Consider the following 22134-nt stretch of genomic DNA (forward strand, 5'->3'; position numbering starts at 1 on the left):
CAACCTATGGCTGGAGCCTCAATTTTGAGTCAAGTTCTGCCGAGTATTCACTCCTCCGAAGCGATGCGGGCCAGCTCTTCGACGACAGCTGGAACCAACTTGGGCGGCACATTATCCCGCAGCTGGGATGCGAAGAACTTGGCCCAATGCTCAGCCATCGCCTGCTGCATTCCATCCAGGCGAGACATCTCCGTCCCCACAAAATGTTCCGGGGCAGCGCCAACAGTAAGGGATGGGACGACGTCGGAGACCAGGTTACGAAGGGCGATAGTAGATGCGGCATCCGGAGTAGCGGAGTCGGCTCCCGGAGCTGGATCACTCAAGATCTTCACGTCAGCTTTGGATGGCTGTCGCGGCTGTTCAACGTCAACTGCCATTGGTGGCTCAGGCTTGTCCGAACCACCAAGAATCGGCGGCAACGAGCCCGAGGGATAAATCACGTCCAGATGAGTAGTTGTACGTGTTAGTGCGATGTACAACATCCGTTCGCCATGCGGCATGGCCAGGATTCCCGCCGGATCAACCACCAGGACGGCGTCGAACTCGAGCCCCTTGGCATCCTCAGGCGTAACAAGATTGATGGCGGTGGACAGCTCACCTTCGCTTGATTCGCTCCACTGCAGATCATCACTTCGGAATGCGGTTCTAAGCTGCGGCCACAAGTATGTCGGGGCGATCACGCCGACAAAGCGGCCCCGTCCACTGTGGGTGAATACGGAGCGCGATACCTCGAGGGCCAGTTCCTCCCGGTGGGCGCCAACGAATCGGGGCTCGTAGTCAACTTCCCTCAAGATGCGCGGAGGGGTTATTGAAGGTGCAGCTGACTTGAGCAGCGGCAGGGCGACGTCAAAGACCTGCTTCGGTACCCGGTAGCCGTGCTCAAGCTCCACCACGCGGGTGCCCGTGCTGTCCGCTGTGCCCTCACTGAGAATCTGCGCCACGTCGTCCCAGGAATCGCGTGAGTACGGCCCGGTCGACTGAGCTATGTCACCGACTACAGTCATCGATCCGTTTTTGGAACGTCTGCGTATCGCACGAAGCTGCATCTTGGAGAGGTCCTGTGCTTCATCAACCACAATGTGCCCGTATGTGCGGGGTGACTCGCGCATTAGCGCCTGCGCCTCATCGAGCAGGGCGAGGTCGGCGACAGTCCAAGCCTCATCTCCTACTTTGTCGGATTGCTGCCGGTACAGCAGCTCGATCTCTTCCGACGTCAGGTGCCCGTAGGCAGCCCGCTTGAGTCGTTCCTTAGAGCCAAGGAGTTCCCGCAGAAATTGCTGGGGAGTTATCTGCGGCCAGATTTTTTCGACTTCCGCTTCCAGAGCCCGTACATCGAGAAATTGTTCCGGGGCAACCTGACGGATGTTGCCAAGCAAAGGGGCACACAGCTCGACGAGCCGCTGCCTAAAGCGACGGCGGCCGTCAGCAAATGTCTCGAACTGCATGTTACTCAAGACATCGGCGACGGTATTTGCAGGGATAGAAACAGTAAGGACTGTATTTCGTCGTTGAATTCGTACATCCGCGGCCGGAACTCGGATGCGTTGCTTCAGCCCGTTTTTCAAGACCTGGCTCATACGTGCCGAGCCCTTAACCTTCGCCGTCTCAGTTGAGTCTTCCCCGCTGATACGCACGTCGTTGGACAAGAGGTTCTGCAATGCTTGCTGGACGACGTCATCATCTCCAAGATCGGGCAAAACCCTTCGAATGTATTTCGTGAAGGTCGGATTGGGCCCGACGACAAGTACATCCTCTGGCGGCAATTCGTCCTGATAGTTAAACAGAAGCCATGAAACACGATGAAGGGCCACCGCCGTCTTGCCAGTGCCGGGACCACCTTGTATGACAAGGAGCTGGTCCGGCTCCGCGCGCACGAGCTTGTCTTGAGCCGCCTGGATCGTCTTGACGATATCCGTCATCTCGGAGCCGCGCTTACGACTCAAAGCCTGCAGTAGGGCGTCCCCCGTATAGGTGTGCTCGTCGAGCTCGCTAACGGCTTCGGCCAAAGCTTTGAAGACGATGTCTTCGAAATCGAGAATCTTGTTCGCTGGCGCGTCGAACACCCGCTTGCTGCGCAGCCCCATGGGGTCTTGTATAGAGGCCTGATTCGCTACCGCCGCGGCTGGGGCCTGCCAGTTGACGACCAGGAGATTCTTGTCCTCATCGAAGATGGCAACCTTACCGATATACAGTTTGTCGCCGTCTTCAAAGTCAATGCGCGAAAGTGCAATCGGGTCATCAGGGGAGGCAACCCTGCGTTTCTCCATGGCGCGTTTATAGGCACGCCGTTCAACTGCTGAACCCGAGGAAGCCGTGGCCAGGGACCACGCTGCATCCTGGCTGTCACGGTATTGCTTCGCTCGATCGAAATAGGACTGCTCCCGTTGAAGTTCAGCCGCCTTAGAGAGAGATCCGACGCCGGCGTCTACACCCACTATTGCCCCCAGTTTTGTCGGCCCCTATGGGCCGTTTTAGCTCAGTCACAATAATGTAGCTGGAACGGCCGACAATTCTAGAAAGCCATGCGTCGTGAGCAGGTAAATTCGCAACGTAAAGGCCCCACGATTCCACTCCCCTGGTTCAGTAGCGGTGCCCCGTCTAGGAACTAACCCCAAGCAGTTCCGATGGCTTCCCGCTCCACGAGACCACCAGTTCATCCCGCGCCCGAGTCGCAGCAACATATAGCAATGACCGCTCCTGCAACAGGGCATCAGACTTCTCGGCGTCGCCGAGGTTTTTGAGCGCCCACTGCAAAGGCATGTTCGCCTCCCCCACGCCGAAAAGGATGATTTTGGAGAACTCCATTCCCTTTGCCCGGTGCATGGTCATCACAACGGGCTCGCCGGGATGTGCCTCTTTATCACCGGAGACTTTTTGGGCAGAGACTCCGCGCTCAAGCAGGCCGCTGACGACGAAGTCCACCTGCTTGCCCGAGCGCACAAGTACGCCGATGGTTTCCGGTGCGAATTCTGGATCGGCCGTCCACGCCTTGACCCAGTCAGCAGCGTTATCGAGCTCCTTGGAGAGCGACTCCTTGCCCTCGAGCTGGGGGTGTGGCCCGCTTCTGGCTGACCGATAGTCTGCGGACTCCTCTGCGGTGTCCTCAATGTCAGTGAACGGAATTCCGGAGAGAAGCCCGACGGCGAAAGCGAGGTTCTGGGCCGTCGTCCGGTAGTTGAGCGTCAGACGCCGTGAGCGCCCCACGATTTGGATGCCGAACCGGCTGAGGGGCACCTTCTGCCCATAGATCCGCTGGTGGGAGTCCTCCGCAATGAACAAGTCGTTGGCACCAGGCGCCACCAGTGCACGCAGCAGGAGCCAGTGGCCAGCGTGAAAATCTTGAGCCTCATCAACAATGACGTGGTCGAAGGGGCGGTCGCCTCCCCCAGCGGCCCGGTGATCAAGGACCGCAGCGGCCAGTGCTGCGAGTTCGGGGTAGCTCACGGCTCCCTTGCTCCGGCAGATTCGCCGATACGCCTCAATGACCTTCCAAACCTCGATCCGTTTCATTCGGTTCAAGGCCGTGCCGCGACCTCCTCTCGGAACGGTCAGGTACCCGTCCCTGTCGGTGACTGAATTAGCAAGGACGATCGACAGGTACTCCTGCCCGAGGAATATGGGGTTCGCCAGAGCGGGCTCGAGCTTGTGCTCCACTTGCTCGAGGGCCTCAGCCCATTCCTTGTCATTCGATCTGCTCGTCGCCGTGGCATCGGCAGTCCCCAGCACAGCAACAAAAGCGCCTGTTTGTTCTTCCGATGTCGCCTTTGACCAGACCTGGGCAGCGACGGAGTCGATGCCGGCTACAGTCACCGGGGCTTCACCGAGCTTGTCGCTCTGTTTCAGCCCCGGATCCAGGCGCCCCACGTTTTGCGCCAGACTCTCGGCCAGCGTCTTGGTGAATGTGGTCAGCAGGATGCGTGAGTCCGGGTACCGGTCCGCCAAGTGTTTGGCGCGATGGATCGCCACCACAGTCTTGCCCGTACCCGCCCCGCCGGAAAGCCGAAATGCTCCGTTGCGGTCCTTGACCGCGTACTGGGCTTGGGCCGGGTGCAGGAATACGAGCCAGTCCTGAAAGCTCTCGTTGTTGATGACGTACTCGAGGTCTTCGGACCCCTCGGCGTACGTGAACTCAAGCTTCGAGGCAGGGTGCTTGAGTGCTTCGGCAAGCTTCTCATCCTCGGACTTCGTTGGGTCATCGACGTAGTCGCCAATCCCCAGGCCTTCTTTGACTTCCTGGAGGGACTTTCCTGCTTCAAGGTCAATGAGGGCAAGACCCTGCCACTCGGGGAGTGCTTCGTCCGTGACCACCCTTTCGAACGCCTCCACAGAGGTTGCGCCGATCGCAGCTGCGCCAGTCCGTTGGGGGATGCCCAGCTCCTCGAGGAGGTACGACGGCGTGTACCCGGCTTTTTGGAGCCCGTTCTCATATGCGGGACTTGTTGCAGTCGCGGGAACAACGGCGGCCGGCTGAGGGGGCGCTGATCCCTCTGCCGGTGCGCTGATGAGTTCCGCAATACCGCTGACCGGGTTGACGGTCAGGACGCTTGTCTGCGCCTTCTTAATTGCCTCATCGTGGTTAAAGGTGCCCGCATAGACGTAGTGCGGTTCAGTCCCGGCATTCAGCTTAAAGAGCACCGCCCGGAACTGCTGGTCGACGCGACCAGTGCGCGCCCGCGAGTCTTTGAAAGTCTTCATCGGCTCGATGTGGAGACCAGGCGCTGTGTCGTCTTCCTGAAGCTTGTAGAGGAAGTCCAGGACCTTGCCCTTGAGCGATCCGTCGACCTTGTTGGCCCCCTTCATCAGGGTTACCGATGCCATCAGTCGTTCTCCTTCAACTTGAATGCTTTCAAAACTTGTGCAGCATCGCCGGCCACAAGTGTCCAGCCTTCATACTCTCCTGCCGGATCGAAGACGACAGCCAGTTTGTGCTCCGGCCACGCAATGTCCATCGGTGTCCCATCGTTAAGTTCGTAACCGAGCTCCGGCAGCGGCAACTCGTCGACTTCGGCGAGCACCGCCAACAACTCGCGCTCGGCGTTTGTAGCGAGGTCAAGGATGTCTTGCCATTCCGGCCGGAGGTGCTTACCCAGCGCTCCCGGTTCCACGATGACCGGGACGGAGGGCATAGCAAGAGTAACCGCGCCGATAGCCGGGGCTGTCCGCCTGAATGCGAGCAGGTTGCTTAGACGCAACCACTCGCGCCACACGTTCTTATACACAGGTTGCGCCACTGCTTCGTCCCGACCGTCGAGGACTAGCACGACGTCGGCGCTCACCATAAGCGATGATGTCAGGTTTGCAGCGCAGCGGAGAGGGCCGTCCGCGTACATCCATGCGCGCCCCACTCCCAGCTCGGGCGCCGCATCCGGGTCATCCAGGGTGGCCTGCACGAAGTCCGGAAGGTCCACAACGGAACCCTTGAACGTGGTGCACTTGCCGAGCATGAGCATGGGGATGGCATCGGACAGGTCCGCCCATGCGTCCCTGTTTGGCTCCCGGATCCACTGCCACAGCTGGCTCATGGCGTCGGACTTGACGGCGGCAAGCAGCGCGGGCTGGAGCGGTGTCGTCCCGTTCTGCACGATGCTCGCCGCTTTGTCCGTGAACCACGGCGGCATTGACAAACCGTCGCCGGAGAAGGCATCGATGTCTTCCCATGCAATGGCCCACGGAACCACACCAACGGCCCGAAGAGCCTCCCGCTTGGCCGCATCGTCGGCCACGCGGTTGTGTTCAGGGGACGCGTGAAAAACGTAGCCGTCAGTGTAGATCGCGATCTTCGGGATGTTCGGGTCTGCGGTCGTGAGTACGAAGTCAGGTCGCGTACCGTGAATGTCGACCTGGGGTTCGAGCCACCAGATGTGTTTGGCACCCGGCAGGCGGAACTCCACCTTGTCGGCGCGAAGACCGGGGGTGACCTTAACGTTGGCACCGACTGCGGTAAGCCTGTCCACGAGTGTCTTGCGGAACTTGACTTCGAGGTGTGATTCCAGGGCCGGTGCGGGCGGCGGCACCTTAGTGACGGTCCAGCCCTCGAAGGTGGGATCACCGTCGTCGGGAACTCCGTCATGCCCCGCCAGGATGCTGCGCAGGAGACGCTCCGCGGTCACGCGGGCCACCTTATCCACATTCCAGGGGGACGCGAAGGGAAGGAGGCAGCGATGGCAGGCGAGGCGTTCCTCGGCGCGGCAAGCGCAATTCCGCACCACATCCCATGCGGCCCGTAAGAGGTTCCATACCTTCTCCGGCTCGGCGAATTCGGCGAGGTAGCCAGTGCCGCCGGGGACTTTGTCGTGCAAGAGCAGAGAGACGGCGGTGCCGCCGTCGGCAGGCTCGTTGATCGGCACTGCGGCGATATGGTCCGGGGATCCACCAATCACTTCACGGAGGCCGAGGAGTAATGCAGCGGTCAGGCTGGGGAGGGCAAAATCATCCCCCAAGACGCGGCCGGCCGGGAGGCGAAGGGCAACCCCCTGCGTCGCGAGAACACGTGCGAGCGCCACCTCGGCGACGTGCTCGTCACCGGACTTCCGGTACTTGCACCAGAAGCGGTGCTCATCAGGGTTGTTCGCACGCCCGGCGGAGTCCAGCTTGCCGCAGTACGAGCAGACACGGAACAGCGGCGCCTTGGACTCGTTGCCGGCGATGATCCGCGGGGCGGCGTTGGCAGAGGCTCGCCCCAGGTTGAGCCACCTGAGCTGTACCCGGTTCGCGTACTTGGCGCCGAACTCGAAATCATCGAGGAACCATTCCTCGGTGACATGCTCAGGATCGATATCCGCCGCGAGAACGGTGTTAAAGCGTTCTTTGACGCGCTGGTCGCTGCGATCGCCGATGGCCACCTCGTCGCGGCGCACCTCTGCTGAGACGTTTTTCATGACCACAACGTCGAATTGCTGGCTTACGTCGGCGATACCGCCGAGATGGCACCGGCCACACGACTTAACCGGACCTGCGGCGTCCACGTCGGTGTGTATCCACCCGCACTCCGGGCATGCCTGCCAGCGCTGGATGTGGCTCTGCTGTGGGCCGAGGTCCACGGCGTCGATCTTTACCTCGAGGCCACGCGAGTAGAACGTGGCACCCGGGGCAAGCTCGTTGATCGCGATGGCAGCGCCGCGCTGCAGCGAGATCGTCTCGGTGACGTAGTCCTGGGTTTCGACTTCCTGCCAGGTCACACCGATGTCGAGATTCACCGAGTCGTCGAGGAGCGTGTAGTTCGGCAGCAGGCCGTACTTCTCGAGCACGGAGATCCAATATTCGTCGCGCAGGGCGAAGAGCTGTCCCCGCAGCATGCGCTGTGTGGCCTCGGCGGATTTGGGGGCACGCTTGTCCTCGTCCGTGGCGGCGTTGGACTCAGCCATGGCCCTAAGCTCGGGCATCGTTTTCTCGATATCGTCGATGCGGGCCTTGAGTTCGTCGCAGTCGTCGGCCCACAGCCTGGCGGCCCGGACCACGTGCTCGGCGAGCTCGCTCGAACCGTCAGCACGCGGGGCAGCCCATTCCCGGAGCCTAGCGGCGCTGGCGGGAGCGAGAAGATCCCCGAACTGGCCGAGGAACTCGCTGATATATTCCTCCGCTTTGGAGTGCGCTGTCTCGATCAGATCGCCAAGGAAGGTTCCCGGTCCATCCCCAGCGAGTGCGCCGGCGGCCTTGCGCGGGTGAGGACGGCCGGCGTCGCGCGCGAACCTGTCCACCAGGTGGGCGAGGTATTGCCTTTGCAGGATCTCCTCGGCGTCGAGAAATGTGGCAGGCGGGCGGACTTGCCCGTTGATCACAGACAGCGGGTCGTGGAGCTTGGGCAGGTGCTCACCCCGTCCACGCGCGTAGGCGAGGACGAGTGAGTTTCCAGTGAGGCGGCCGGCGCGCCCCACTCGCTGCAAGTAGGAAGAAACGGACGTGGGCAGGGAGGCTAGCATGACGCAGGAAAGGTCACCGATGTCGATGCCCATCTCGAGAGTAGGTGTCGCGACCAGTACGTTTGGCGCCTGCGGCGTCTGTACCGAGGCTTTGAATTCGTTCTCAGCGCGCACCCGCTCCTCATCAGGCAGCAGCGATGTATGCTCCTTGGCGACGACGCGCTTCGGCTCCCGCGCTCCGTACAGCTTGAGATAGAAGTTCTCCTCCTCGGGCTGGCGCGCGAGCCGGCCGGGGCATCGAACATATAGACAGTTCGCACCGTCGAGCTGGTCCACCACAGTCGCGGAACCGGGTGTAACCGCACGGCACACAGAGCACGCGAGGAAGTGGCGGCCGGCGCCGAGGCCCTCGCCTGTGGGTGCCTGAAGCAGGATTCGGTCCGTGGGAAGCGCAAAGATCGTGGCGCCGTCCTTGGCCTGCACGGTCTCGAGCACGCCTTGGCCGGCGAGCTGCCCGAATAGAGCCTTGGCCACAAAGGTGGCGTCCGCCTTCGGGATGTTGAGGCACAGCGAGGTCCATCGCGTGTACCAGCTCTGGGCCTGGGCTATTGGGTCCATGTAGCCGGAATCGCCGCCGCCGAGCCGCGGGAAGGCTGGCTTGGACCGCCCGGCAGGGAAGGCAGGCATACCCTCGCTGCGGCGTCGGCCGCCCCACACCTTCCAGCGCTGGGCCTTCTCCCCCGCCTCGACCATGTAGTCGTTCAGCCACTGGTGGCGGATGCCGCCCTGGGTGCGCACGCGTTCGACGACGCCGCGCACCCAGGCGAGCAGCGCGGCGTCGTCTGTGAGCTGGTCTTCGAGACCGAGGGTGCCGGGCACCGCCTCGAGCGCAGTACGGGCGGCTGCGAGCATCGCGAGGGGTGACCCAGCATCGGTCTCGGCGACAATGCTGCCGGTGAGCTCGAGGGTGCGGCCGAGGCGGGACTGGAGGCCGAACTCGAGGGAGGCGTCGAAAAGCACGCGCTTTTCGGCGTTGCGTGTCGCGTTGCGCTTCTCCTGGGCGTTGGCCTCCGGATCCCAGTAGGCGCGGAACTGCGGCCTGTCGGCGTAGTCGGGGGCAATGAGCTGGTACTTGCGGACGGGAGTGACGGCGTCCGCAATTGCCCTGTCGACCAGCTGCTTGAGGGTGACGGCTCCCCCGTCCGGTGCAGCGGCCTCGAGCGCATTGCGGAAGGCGGCTCGCAAAGTGAGGATGTGCGAACGGGCTTGAACGAAGCCCGCACGGTGGGCGGCGTCCTGGACACTGTCCGTGAAGACGAGGGCCTTCTTCTCCCCCGGGTCGAGGCCATCGGCGCCGAAGAGGTTTGAGATGCTCACGGAGAGCATGGTTGCGATGGCGCTGCCGAGGAAGCGGATGCCATCTCCGGTCTGGCAGGCGGGGCACACCTCGCGCTTGGAGTCGTCGTCGGCGTCCTGGCCGCGGAGCATGAGGACAGGGACGAGGCGGCCCTCGTGAGCCTCGGCGGTGTCCTCGGCTGGCGGCTCATGGCGGATGGCGCGGTTGACCGTATCGAGCCAGACGAGGCTGTCTGCGATCTCGCCCTTTTCGGCGCGGAGGGCGTCCTCGTTGGGGGCGTGGATTAGCGCGCGGAAGCGCGGGTTGCCGGTGGCCTGCTCGCGACGGATCTTCGAGTCATCGTTCTCGAGGTCCGTTCCCGTGGGGCCAAGGACGGCGCCCCAGCCGGAGCGGCCGCAGTGGCGGCAGAAGACTGCAGGAAGGTAGAGGGTCTGGTCGGTGTGGGGGCCGTCGTCGCCCCAGCGGTAGTGGTGCTCACCGTCCACCGACTTGTCGAGGCGGGACAGCTCACGCACCCAGAGGTGCGTCTCAACAGAGATGGCATTGCGGTTGGGTTCGGGGACCGCGCGTGCGTGGCTGAGGAGGGCAAGGAAGTGGGCCATAAACTCCGTGTGCCGCTCGGCGAGAGTAACGCGGCGGCGGGGCCCTCCTGAGGTGTTGAACTCGCCGAAGGCTCTCTCGGCCAGGTCGGAGAGGACGACGGCGTCGCTCGCCTCGTGAAGCACTGTGCGGGTGAGCGGGTGCTTGCGGATGGCAGCGAGCAGGTCCGCCGGCTGCCCGGCGAAGAGGAGCCGGCAGACCTGCTCGACGACGACGGCATTCGGATCGTCGGCGCCCGCGCCGAGCGCCGCTTCGATGGCCTTCGTGGTGTCCTCGATGCCGGCGGCGACGCGGGCCATCTCGGCGGCAGGATCACCGGTCCACGCCTCGCACCAAGCATCGATGCTGAGGCGGGACTCGGTAACGACCGCGTCGTCAGGAAAGGTTTCTCCAAAGACAGTCTGGGCAAAGCGGAGCATGGGCTCGGACTCGCCCTTCGCGCCGAGCGTCGCAGAAGTCGCGACCGGTGTTATGCGGCCGAGCGGGCGGGCCCGGTCCTCCTCGGTCGGGCCGTGCCGAACTGTGCTGAGGTCGTTGGGCCAATGGCTCTTGAGGGCGAGGCCGAGGCGGCGCAGGAGCATGGCGACGTCGGTGCCCTGGGCCCCGTCGTAGGTGTGGAACTCGTCGAGGACCACGTACTGCAGCGAGGTGGCGGACTGTTCCCAGATCGACGCATCCTCGCTGCGGAGCAGGAGCATGTCCAGCATTTTGTAATTGGTCAGGAGGATGTCCGGGGCCTCGCTGCGGAAGATCTCGCGGGTGTTGATCAGCCCGGCCGCCGAAACCTTAGTGTGCTTCTGGCCGGCCTTCTGACCGGTGTAGATGCCGGCCGTGACGCCGCCGAGTTCAGGGTTCTCGGTGAGCAGGCCGGCGAGGCGCTGCGCCTGGTCGTTGGCCAGGGCGTTCATCGGGTAAAGGAGGAGCGCCTTCATCCCGGTGACGCCCGCGGCCTTGGCCCGGAGGACGTGGTCAATGATCGGGTAGAGAAACGATTCCGTCTTACCGGAACCCGTCCCGGTGGTAACCAGCGTCGGTTCCGGCCGCGGGAAAACGCCGTCTACGGTGCTTGCACCTGCCGAAACACCTGGCTTTGACGTCAGTCTTTTAAAGGCCAGGGCCTGATGCCCGTAGGGTGCAAAGCCCTTGTACCAGTCAAGGCAGTCGCGCCACCCGTAGGCGGCAGGCTCGAAAGGAAGCCTGAGTCGCACGAAGGGTCCCTTGAATATTCCGTCCCGTGGATCTTCGAGGAATCCCTGCAGGCCGTTGCGCGCATCCCGATCGGTGAGGGCAAACGTTGTCGACAGGTAGTCAATCAGCCCAACCTGAAGGTCCTCGACTTGATGTGTGGGCAGGAGAACCGCCATTAGCTCTTCTCCGATAGGAGCTTCTCGAAGTGTGCATACGCCTTCCGCATGTCGTCTTCACGGTCATACGAGATGAACGGGAACTCGAAGACGTACTTGACCTTGCTCTGCGGATGAGTCCAGGTCCGTTCCTCGAGCGTCAGGTCTTCACCGCGGGTCAGGAATTGACGAGCGATTTCCCCTGGGACTTTTCGCCCGTGCCGGTCATACAAATCTTTCCGCTCATATCCATGCAGCACTGGAAATTGCGAACGATAAATGACGCATAGTTCATTGATACTTATTCCGAAAACGATCGCTGTGGCGGCATCTATCTCGACCGACAGAAGCCGCCGTTGCGAAGCCAAGCGAACAGGACTCGAGCGGGTCCACTTTTCGGGCATGACAGCATTCCACAACTCAGAGTAAGCGGAGGTCAGGCACGTTAGACGAGCACTTCGTTCAACGATTTCCACATAAAGAGGATGATCCACGGGGATCGCGGGAACTTGGCCGACTGCCGTGGCGCTGATCTCTGAACCCACTGAGGACCGAATCTGCAGGTCGGCGCCGATAAAGTTCAATGACGCAAGGACGCTCAACAGCCGGGACTCGTTTTCAGCAGCAAACGCCGCAGCGCGAACCGCGTGTACGTGAGCAGTTCCCGGCGGGACCACTGCGGCGCGAAGTGTCCGTTCGCTCACTGTATTTGCCATCGATCGCCAGACGACTCTATATGTCGAGCGAACGCTCACGGGCTCATTGTCGCCCCGCGCCCAGAATCCGTAGTCAGAGTTGTAGCGGGTCCGATCGCCATCAGGCTGAAAACTGGTGCGAGGGATGAAGTCCTCAGGGAGGGCTTCCAGGTCGATCTCAGTCCAGTCGAGGTTGTTTTTCATCGTTGGGTTGGGCTGCTTCGCGAACGGGTTGGCCACTGTGAAGTGGGGCCCCTGCAGGATCACATCGTCCCAAGACTCGGGCACGGCAGATCCGACCTCGAAATAGCCCTTCTTACGATCGATCGACTCATCCCAGCCGCGCGAATACTGCAGGCCCAGCTCGCGAACACGCGGAGCCCTGCTGAGCTTTAGGAGAACCTGGGAGCTGCCGCGGTTCACGGGGTAGACCATACGCGCTTGAACCGGTGGCGTCCCCGGCTCGTCGAGGATGTCCGCCCACACTGCGAGGATCGACTCGTCGACGTCGATGATGCGTTCGGGATGAGGCCGAAGGTCCCAGTTGCCCTCATCGTCCTTCAGCCCGGGTACCGGTCCTTGGCCGTCATGCGCGAGCGAACGCGCAACCGTATCCGGATGATAGAGCGATGCCGCCATCTTGAACCGTGGGCTATCTCGGCGGGGGCCGTAGACATGAACCCCATACGAGACCAAGTGGTGGATCTCGAACAGAGACAGCTCGTTAGTGAATTGCCAGTGGCGCCGCAGCCGCCGATATGTCTCTGCCCGGAGAGAGGCCGCTTTCTTTTCAGTGAAATGCGATTCCGGGTGCAACAGGGCCGCCGCGCCCTTGTGTGAAGCTGACTTCCAAACCCGCTCCATGAACACGCGGTAAAGATCCGGCTGAAGCCCCGCCAGGAGTGGATACACGGTCGGGGCACCGAGGAACTCGGCCACCTGAGGGGTGACGACCGCGGTGTTGACGAAGTACTCACGCATTCCATCAAGGGACAGTGTTGCCTCACGCCTCGCACGAATCTGAGCCTGTGTAGGTTTCTCAGCGAGCTGCCACCATGGATCGCCTTCTGCAAGGAGCGCGGCCTCGTCAGAACGCGGCCTGACCCACGGGGGATTTCCCACCTGCAGATCAAAACCTCCGCGCCCGAAGACGGAGGCGAAGTCCAGCTCCCAGTGGAAGAATCCCTGGTCTCGAGCCACGCGGTCGCACACGGACAACCACTGATGCTCTGAGAGCAGCTCCTCCACGTCCCTCGCCAATGCGAGCTGGAGATCGGCGTGCTCCGCATCGTTCAGCTCATCCCAGTTTGCCCCCGCGCTAAGGGCGCGCTGGCCCACCATCCGGGATTCCTTACCGGTTCGTCCGAGCAGGGCTTCTAGGGCGTCGAGCCATTGGTCGAGGCTCGGCGGGACGGCTCTCTTTGTGGCTTGCTGTATCAGCGGCCAGAACCATAATGCGTTCCAGGCGTCCATGACGCGACGGAGTCGCTGGTAGGCGCCGTTTGGGTCGTTGATTGCCTCTTCAATTTCGGCTCGGGTCACGGCTCGTGTGGTTTCAACAGGCTTAGGCGCCGCCGGTTTGCCGAAGTAGTCGATTTCCCGGCGGGCTTCCTGACCTGCGATCTCAAAGCGGCGCAGCGCGAGCCTCCACAGAGACTCGACCCGTCGGGAAAGATTAAGCAGGCGGTCGACCTGCTGCTTTGTTGGCTTCGCACGTAGAGACTTGCGCCACACGCCGAGGGCCTTCTGTGCGTCCCCGGCGAGGTCCTTGACCTCCTTGGCATCGGATGCCGCACCCCACCCCTGAGCGGGGAGGAGGAAGTGGTGGACCCGGCCGACCACGGCGGGATCGTCGTCGTCCGTCCCGAGCCCGGCAACCAGCCCGCTAACGGGGGCGTCCTGCGGAGTCGAGGTGAGCCAGGACTTGTCCCTGACCTGACCGGCAGAGTATGTCGCGCGGCGAGCCCCAATAAGCGAGTTGCCGCGGCGAAGCCGGAGGCCGAACCACGGCGCCTGCAGGCCAGCCACCATCGTGTCCAGCCACAGGGACACCTCAGCTAGCTCCACCGCCGTCGCGTTGAGGTCTACGCCGTGCACCTGGTGCAGCGCGATCTGGGCCTTTACCTTCTGCAGCTCGAGCGGGTACTCGTCGGCAGGGATACGGACGTCGAGCTCCTTCTGCTTGCGCTCGAGGTACTGTGCAGCGAGCTGACGCACGGCTTCAATGGCGAACGCGCCAGAACCGAGGGCGGGCTCACAGACGGTGAGATTGAGGACCTCGTCGGCAGCCGTCGTCGTGCCGTTCTGGTCGAGTAGTTCCTCCAGAGCCTGGGAGACGACGAACTTCGTCATCACCTCAGGAGTGTAATACGAGGCCGACTGTTGCCGCTCCCGGCCGGCGAGCCGGAAGACGAAGGTGCCCTTCTGGTGAAGGACTGGCTTGAGCTGTCCGGTGACCTCATCCTGCGTCTTGACGAAGTGCTTGGCATCAATCTCCGCGGAACGTGTCACCGGAACAACCCATGAGCCCTTGGACGAGTCGCCGTCCTTGGCAACCTCGTGGAGGTCCTCCTGCGCAATGAAGCCTGTGTAGGACATGAGTCCCTCGTATACAGCCCCAAGCTGATTGACTCCGAGCTCGGCGTAGGAGATGAAGCCGCGGTCCTTGCCGCGGGTCTCCTTGCTCAGCAGGAGGTGCTCAAGGACTTTCTGGAGCGGGGCGTTGCCGAGCTTGACCCCGTCGATGTCTGCTGTCCGGGACGGCGAAAAGAGATCAGCTTCGAGGTTCTCGAAGGTCAGCGCATCGTCGGTCTCCGAGGGCCGGTGTCCCTTGTTCACCAAGGTGAAGAGGAGGCTGAGGGAGTCGTAAAGATGAGTTCCGCGCTTGGCCTTTTCCGACGTGATCGGGTTGAGGACCAGCTCCCGGATTCGATCCAAGCCGTAGCCCTGGTCGTACTGCTCGTCGCCGACAGGGATGACTCCCATCTCCGGCGAGGCCTCGGCGTAGAGCAGGAACAGGATCCGGTAGAGGAAGCGCAGGGACTGGCGTGCAAGCGACTGGCCGTCGACGTCGTCGTTCGACATTCCGGCTGCAGTGCGGCGCGTGAGGACGTCGTTGGCGATGATTTCGATGGAGAGCCTGATGCCCTCGCGGAGGTCCTTTGAGACGCCTACGGTGTGCTTGACCGAGGACTCGATGACGTCGTTCCACCAGATCTGTTCGCTCGCGTCCGGGTGGAGCGAGTCGCGTCCGAAGACGGCGAGGAAGCGATCCAGTTCGCCTCCGCGTTTGGTGTCATTGCGTTCGACGGCGAGCAGGGCGTCAGCGGCGAGGTACCGGCCTTCGGGCCACCGCTCACGCTCGGTCAGGATGAGCCAGCGGCCGGCCATAAGGACGATGAACTGAGGGGCCTCGTCGGTCTGGTAGAGCTCGGAGATGAGCTTGCCGGCCGAGTAGTTGGCTTCCTTGTCGTCCACGAGAGGCTTCTGGAGGAGGTCGCCCCGGTCCTTGGCGAGGGCGTCTTCGAGGGAGTCGGCAGGCTGGGCTTCAACGAAGAGGACGTCGTTGTTCGGGGAAGACCAGACGTTGTGCGCCAGGAGTTCGGCACCGCTTCGTTCGGCCTTGAATGTGGTGCTCGGGCCTTGGAAACCGAGCGCTTGGCGCAGGTCCCGGTAGACGCGAGAGGCGTTACCGGGTTCCTCGGCGAGGGTGCCGAGGTCGATCTGGAGTTGGCCGCGGACCTTTCGAAACCGGTCCAGCGGGGACTCGTGACCCTCTTTGGACGTGTCGTCCCATTGCTTGCGGAGCTTGAGGACTTCGGACTGGAAGGACTCTCCGGCCTTGGTGGTGTCCGTGGTGAAGAAATGCTCGCTGACGAAGTCCTCGCCGACGACGAACGAATCGAACGAGGGCATCTCAGTGTTCTCCTTCCGCAGGGGTGTTGAGGGGCACGACGACGAGCAGCGGACGTACGAGACGGCGGTCCGGGGCAAGTGACGAGACGATCTCCTGTTCCTGCTCCACGCGTGCTTTGTTCTCTTTGAGGCGCCTCGTACTCATGCCGGGGAGCTGTGCCTGTCCGTGAACTTCGCTCCATGCGTCCGCTCGGCCGTGCCATTCATCGAGCCGATGATCGGCGGCCTTGGCGGCGGCCTCGAACGTTATGTCGAGCGAGCCGATGGTGTTTTTGACGGCCCGGGCGATGTAAGGCTGGAATGCGGCGGCGTCAGCGACGGGCCCTGTGTTAATCGACTTGTCGGTGAGGCCGATCTCACGGACGTACTCGGCGAGGCTTCCGATCTGTTCCGGGATGCACAGCTCGCCGCCCTGGGTCGCGAAGAACGCCTGAGAGATGACCTGTCCCCGGCGGTTCATAAGTGTGCCCATGAGGAGAATGCTCGGCTCCTCGACGTCGGCCCGGACCACGGGAACCTCGTTGCCGGCCATCGACGCAAGCGCGCGGTCGCTGGCCCATTCGAGGACGGGGTGTAGCGGGCCGAGGAAGTGGGCCTCTGGCCAGGTGGTTGCCTTCTCACCCTTCGCCGGAATGGACTTCTTGGCTGCTTCGAGCTCATTTTGGCCCTTGTCCAAAGTTGTGGCCAGTTTGAGCTTCTCCGTGACCTTGCGGTCGGCGAGGTAGCCCTGAGGCAGGTGCGCGAGCCGCTGCTGGAGGTCGCGGGGCGGTTCGAGTTCGGCGACCTGGTGCTGGGCATGGATCCTCCAGTTCACCCCTCCCCCGGCGCCATTGGCAGGTGGCTCTTCGGGGTTACCGAAGGCTTCGTGGAGGGCGTCGTCGAGGTAGTCCAGCTCGCTCGAATAGAGCCCAACGCCGGTGTCTGTCGGCACCCGGGGCGAGCCGCCGCCGTCGTCCGCGGTGAGCTGCTCGAAGAAGCTGTCGAAATCGTCGAAGGCACCGTCGTCGGTGTGGGCCGGGTCGAGGACGTCCTCGACGGTCCGCACAACCAGGTCCTCAGACTTCTTGCCTGTGAGGACGGCGAGGATGGCTTCTTCCTCGGCCTTGACGCTGTGTTCACCCATGAGGGAGCCGACATCGTTGAGGGCGCCATGGGCCTCGTGCTCGCGCTCCATGAGGCGGGTGATGACCTTGAGGTCTCCGGCAAACTTCTCGTGGTTCGGGTGCAGAAGGAGCGTCGTGATCTGGGGATTCTTCTTCTGGCCGTACCGGTCGATGCGGCCGTTGCGCTGCTCGATGCGAATAAGCGACCACGGGATGTCAAAGTGGATGAGGTGATGGCACTGGCTGTGCAGGTTCACACCTTCGGATGCGACGTCCCCAGTGACAAGCACGCGGACGGGTGAGGACTCCTGCTTGAAGCTTTCGACAATCTCCTGCTGTTCAACATCGCTCAGGCCGCCGTGCAGGATGCGGACATTCTCCGGCTTGAGGCCGAGGTCCTTGGGCAGGTGGCGCTCAAGCCACATGAGTGTGGGGACCCGCTCGGCAAAGACGACTGCGCGCATGCCCGACTTGGGACCGACGCCGATTCCCTTCAGGTACTGCGCGAGCTCCTGATACTTGGCTGAAGGCTTCTTGAGCGACTCCTCGGTGAGAGCCCTGAGGTGTTCAAGAGCTTCGTGCTCCCGGTGCTCCGCTAGCAGTTTCGGGTCCGCGACCTTGCGGAGGCGCTCCTTGACCGTTTCGAGAAGCGCTGCCGGGCTTGAAAGGAAGGCTTTCGCAAGGGTCCAGGGAAAGAGGGAGCTGTTCGCGCCGGAGTAGGGGCTGGAACCGTCTTGGGGGTAGAGCCAAGTATCTGCGATTTCCTGGGCGACGGCGTTCTCGGCAGGGCTTGCCGCGATGAGACGGTTGTCTGGTTCGAGGCGTTCCATCCAGTTGGCGCCCACCTCGGCGGCCACTTCGGGACTGTGACGGTGACGGCGGATGATAAGGCGCTGGAGGTCGTTTCCGTCGAAGGTGCCGTCCGGGCGGATGGCGGTGGGATCGAGGAGACGGATCAGTTCGGCAAAGGACTCCTGCTTGCCGTTGTGGGGGGTCGCCGAGGCGAGGATGAGGGCTTCGGTGTTGGGGGCGAGGATCCTGGCGAGCTCGTTGTTGAGCGTTCCTGCGTTGGTGAGGTTATGGGATTCGTCGATGACGACGGCGTCCCAGCGGATCTTCTGCAGGTGCGCTTTGTAGCGGGCTGACTTCAGGGTGTCGATCGAGATTATGGCGCGCTTGAAGTACGTGAATGGGTTGCGCGTTGCCGGAAGGGTCTGCCGCACCTTCTGGATGCCGGCCGAATCCAGACGAACGAACGGGAGGGCGAAGCGGCACCATAGCTCGTGCTGCATCTGTTCCAGGACGTGCCTTGGCGTGACGACCAAGACTCGTTCTGCCCTTCCTCGCCGGGCTAGCTCGCTCAGGATCATGCCGATTTCGAGGGTCTTGCCGAGGCCGACGGCGTCTGCGATGAGAATTCTGGGACGGACGTTTTGGGGGTCTAAGGCGCGGGCGACGGCGATGCGCTGGTACTCGAGTTTGTCCGCGAGCATACGCGTGGAAACGGTGAGGCCCTCATGGTCCTGCGGAATGGGCGTCTTGCGGAGAGTGGATTCGAGCCACAGGCGGGCGCGGCGATAGTTGGGGCTGGCGTCGGCGATCGGCATGGCCCCGGCGGGGTCGACGACCTCGATTTTGTCCAGGCTCTCATAGAAGGCCGCTGTTGTGTCGCGGACAAGCTCACTGAGTCCACGGACTCTTATCAGGAGGCCGTCACCCGTTTGCTCCACGCCTGTAACGAGCCACTCCTCGTCTCGAACGTGAACGACGGAACCTGGTGCGACGTTGAGCTCGACCTGCTCGTTGACTGGAGCTGACACTGATCCTTGCTTTCTTCTGTCCCCATAGCTGCCGGGTAAGGCGTAGGCAGCAGTGACCCGAGGGTCAAGACTCATCTAACCATCTACATGTGCGAAGGGAACAAAGCGGGCCATGTCCCCCGCGTTTTCAGTTACTGCGCAACGGCAGCGGCTGTGGCATACACATCGGCGGGCATCGGTCGGTGCAGCTTCCAGGTGATGGCAATCGGCCTCTCGCCCGAGTGCTGCACATAGTCCACCTGACCAAGGCAGGTGTAGGGAACAGTCAGTCCGGTCTCGTCGTCCGCAGTGTCCCTCGTGAAGATCAGAATTCGCGAGCCGTGGGAGGCCCGGTCAAGGTAGCGGCGTCCGGTCGGGCTGCTCGGCGAGGTAGCGTTCTGAGACTCCCAGTGGAACAGCTCAGGACTGATGGCGTAGTCCTTGTACATTGTGGTCGCTGAATGCTTCTTGTCGTCCTTGTTCAGGGTGACAAAGAAGGCGTCGGTAGAAGTTGCAGGACACCATGCAACGCCCTCACGGTGCTGGACGTTCTTGCCCTGTTCCAGCGAGCCGTACTGCAGCGCCGCCAGCACCTCCTCGCGCCGGTACGTGGCATGCGACAGCAGCGGGATGTGCTGCAGCCCAGCGCCGAGGCTCTTGGCGGCGTGTTTCGATGCGGCCACTCCCAGCTTCACGACCTGGCGGATCTCGCGGCACACAAACTGGTAGCCGCGCAGGTGGTCCAGGCCGTCGTCGTACGTTGTGAATCCTCCGCCGTCATCCCACAGCGTGAAGAAAAGCATGCGCGCGAAAGCCTTCTCACGCATGCCGAGATCCGCATAGCGGGGCGCGTCGGGAGCAACCAGCATGGAATAGGCGGCGGCACGTTCCGGATCGTCCACGTGAATCAGCGCGGCCATGCGGCCCAGCAGCTTCTTTTCCTCCGCGTCCGACAGCTCTTCGAGCTTCCCCCGCAGCACGGACTCCAGGGGTGAGAGCCCCTCGATAAGTCCTGCCTGCCGGAGATAGCCGGTCCACGAGTCCTTGGTGGAGCGGTAAATCGTCTTCACGTCATTCCCCGACCGCTCCATATAGGCCTCCAGCTCGGTTTCGGCGTACGAGGCGATGTCCCGGACCAGCTGTGCGCGGTTGAACCGGAGCTGCGCTTTGATGTTGTCCAGCACCACCTTCTGCGCCACCCGGTCCAGCACGATCTGCGAGCCCGACGGCAGGTACGGGAACTCGTCCTCGACGGCCTTCTCCAGTTCCTTGCGGCCATAGCCTGTCAGTGCCCGGTAGCGCAGATCAAAGCGGAACTCACGGCGCTGCTGGCCGATGAAGTCCAGGACCGTCAGCACCGCTTTGCCCTCGGCACGGCGCAGCCCGCGCCCCAGCTGCTGGAGGAAGACAGTGGCGCTCTGCGTGGGCCGAAGCAGCAGGATGGTGTCCACCTGCGGCAGGTCCAGGCCTTCGTTGAAAAGGTCGACGGCGAAGATGCAGTTGATCTCCCGCTTGCCCAGGCGGCGGAGGGCTTCCTCGCGGTCAGCATTATCAGTGGTGCCGTCGACGGCGACGGAGGCAATGCCGGCTCGGTTGAACACCTCGGCCATGTAGCGGGCATGCTGCACCGAAACGCAGAAACCGATGGCCCGCATCTGCTCGGTACTGGTGACCTTGTCCCTGAGTTCACGGATCACCTTGGCGGCGCGGGCGTCGTTGCCCGTATAGAGGGCGCTCAGCTGGTGGGTGTCATAGTTGCCACGCTTCCACTCCAACTGGCTCAGGTCCACGTCATCGGAGACGCCGAAGTAGTGAAACGGGACCAGCAGGTCAGCGTCCAGAGCGTCCCAGAGCCTAAGCTCACTGGCGGTGCGGCCGTCGAAGAACTGCTTGGCGACGTCGACGCCGTCACCACGCTCCGGGGTCGCTGTGAGCCCGAGGACCTGCTGCGGTTTCAAATGGTCCAGCAGGCGGCGGTACGTGGGCGCCATCGCGTGGTGGAACTCATCGACGACGACGACGTCGAAGAAGTCAGGCTCCAGCTGTTCGATGCCGAGGGAAGACAGCGACTGGACGGACGCGAAGATATGCTTCCACTCCCGCGGCTTGTGGTCCCCCACGTAGAGCTCACCGAAGGCGCCGTCCTGCATGACGTCACGGTAGGTGCGCATCGCCTGCTTCAGGATCTCCTGCCGGTGGGCGACGAAAAGAAGCTTCAAATCGCGGCCGGCAGTTTGGCTTAGCCGCTTGTAGTCCAGAGCGGCGATAACAGTCTTGCCGGTCCCGGTGGCAGCGACCAGGAGGTTGTGGTTGAAGCCCTTGAGCCGCTCGGCTTCCAGGTCCTCCAGCATCTCTTCCTGGTGCAAGAACGGCTGGACCTCAAGCCCAGTGGCGGCGTCCGGGGCCGCGGTGCGACGTCCGCCGTTGCGCTCCAGTGCAGCGTCCAGCTTTTCCCCGTCGCGTTCCGGGTCGTAGCTTTGGAAGGCCCGCTGCTCCCAGTAGCTGTCGAAGGTGACCTCGAACTTCTGCAGGAGGGCGGGCGTTGCGACGGAACTGAGGCGGACATTCCATTCAAGCCCGTCCAGTAGTGCGGCTTGACTTAGGTTGGAGCTGCCCACGTACGCGGTGTCGAACCCAGTGTTGCGGCGGAACAGCCAGGCTTTGGCATGCAATCGAGTTGCCTGCGTTTCGTAGCTGATCTTTACCTCGGCCCCGTACCGGTTGACGAGCTCGTCAATCGCGCGGCGTTCGGTGGCGCCCATGTAAGTTGTGGTAATGACCCGGAGCTTGGCGCCGCGCTCCTTGAGTTGCTCAAGGGCAGGCTCCAAAAGCCTGAGGCCGGTCCAGCGGACAAAGGCGCAGAGAAGGTCCACTGTGTCGGCGGACCCGATTTCGGCCCGGAGTTCCGCGGCCAAGTTGGGTTCGTCTTTGCTGTTGGTGAGAAGCGCGGAATCGCTGAGCTTCGTAGCGGGGCGGCGAAGTTGTCGGAGCCCGAGATTATCGGGGCCGCGGAGGGCCCGAAGCTGGGTGGGACCGTCGGCGATGCGGTCCGGTGAATCCAGTGTCTGGAGGAGGCGGTTGGCAAGGCCGACTCTGTTTTCGGTCTTTGCGGCCGCGAGGGCCTGGCGGACGGCTTGGGCCACGTGGCGGGAGAGGACGTCGGGGGCACTCTCTTCATCAATTAAAGCAAAGTCCGGTTTGAGGTCTTCCAATTGGCTAAGACGCTCGCCGAGGAAATCCGTGTTCAGAAGTTCATACAAGCCCTTAGGCAGCCGCTCAGCCGCAAATCCCCCAATGAAGTTAGTCACTGCGCCAGGCTACTAGTAATCGCTGACAACAGCAGGTAGCTACCCTTTTCCGAAGAATAAGGGGCTCTTCGCAGTTGAGGGTGTAGTCGAGGGTCGGCGGCTGGTTCGTGGATAGACGTCGAGGTCTTCCAGGATGGAAGTTCTCACACTGCCCA

Annotated in this window: 6 protein-coding genes; all 6 read right to left on the minus strand. The window is 62.6% G+C overall.

Translation table 11 applies throughout. From position 1 onward, the window contains the following. Nucleotides 1-47: 47 nt before the first annotated feature. The 6 genes from ACIQCN_RS14490 to ACIQCN_RS14515 all read right to left on the minus strand — a co-directional run bounded on the left by ACIQCN_RS14490 (nucleotide 48) and on the right by ACIQCN_RS14515 (nucleotide 21943). Nucleotides 48-2435, minus strand: a complete 2388-nt coding sequence (locus ACIQCN_RS14490) for a HelD family protein (protein ID WP_400532369.1) — start codon at nucleotides 2433-2435, stop codon at nucleotides 48-50. A 163-nt stretch (nucleotides 2436-2598) separates the two neighbouring features. Further along, complete coding sequence (locus ACIQCN_RS14495; RefSeq protein ID WP_400611528.1) at nucleotides 2599-4818, minus strand: 3'-5' exonuclease; 2220 nt, start codon at nucleotides 4816-4818, stop codon at nucleotides 2599-2601. Then, complete coding sequence (locus ACIQCN_RS14500; protein WP_400611530.1) at nucleotides 4818-11180, minus strand: DEAD/DEAH box helicase; 6363 nt, start codon at nucleotides 11178-11180, stop codon at nucleotides 4818-4820. Before ACIQCN_RS14500 ends, ACIQCN_RS14495 begins: the two co-directional genes overlap by 1 nt. Further along, entirely contained in the window at nucleotides 11180-15769 is a 4590-nt protein-coding gene (locus ACIQCN_RS14505; RefSeq protein ID WP_400611532.1) for an Eco57I restriction-modification methylase domain-containing protein, read from the minus strand. The genes ACIQCN_RS14500 and ACIQCN_RS14505 overlap by 1 nt, the downstream gene beginning before the upstream one ends. A gap of 1 nt (nucleotide 15770) precedes the next feature. Further along, entirely contained in the window at nucleotides 15771-18692 is a 2922-nt protein-coding gene (locus ACIQCN_RS14510; RefSeq protein ID WP_400611534.1) for a helicase-related protein, read from the minus strand. Between the two features lie 131 nt (nucleotides 18693-18823). Beyond that, on the minus strand, nucleotides 18824-21943 hold the full coding sequence (locus tag ACIQCN_RS14515; RefSeq protein ID WP_400611536.1) for a DUF3427 domain-containing protein: 3120 nt from the start codon (nucleotides 21941-21943) through the stop codon (nucleotides 18824-18826). Nucleotides 21944-22134: the final 191 nt, after the last annotated feature.

This window comes from Pseudarthrobacter sp. NPDC092424 (assembly GCF_044754925.1).
Taxonomy (GTDB): domain Bacteria; phylum Actinomycetota; class Actinomycetes; order Actinomycetales; family Micrococcaceae; genus Arthrobacter.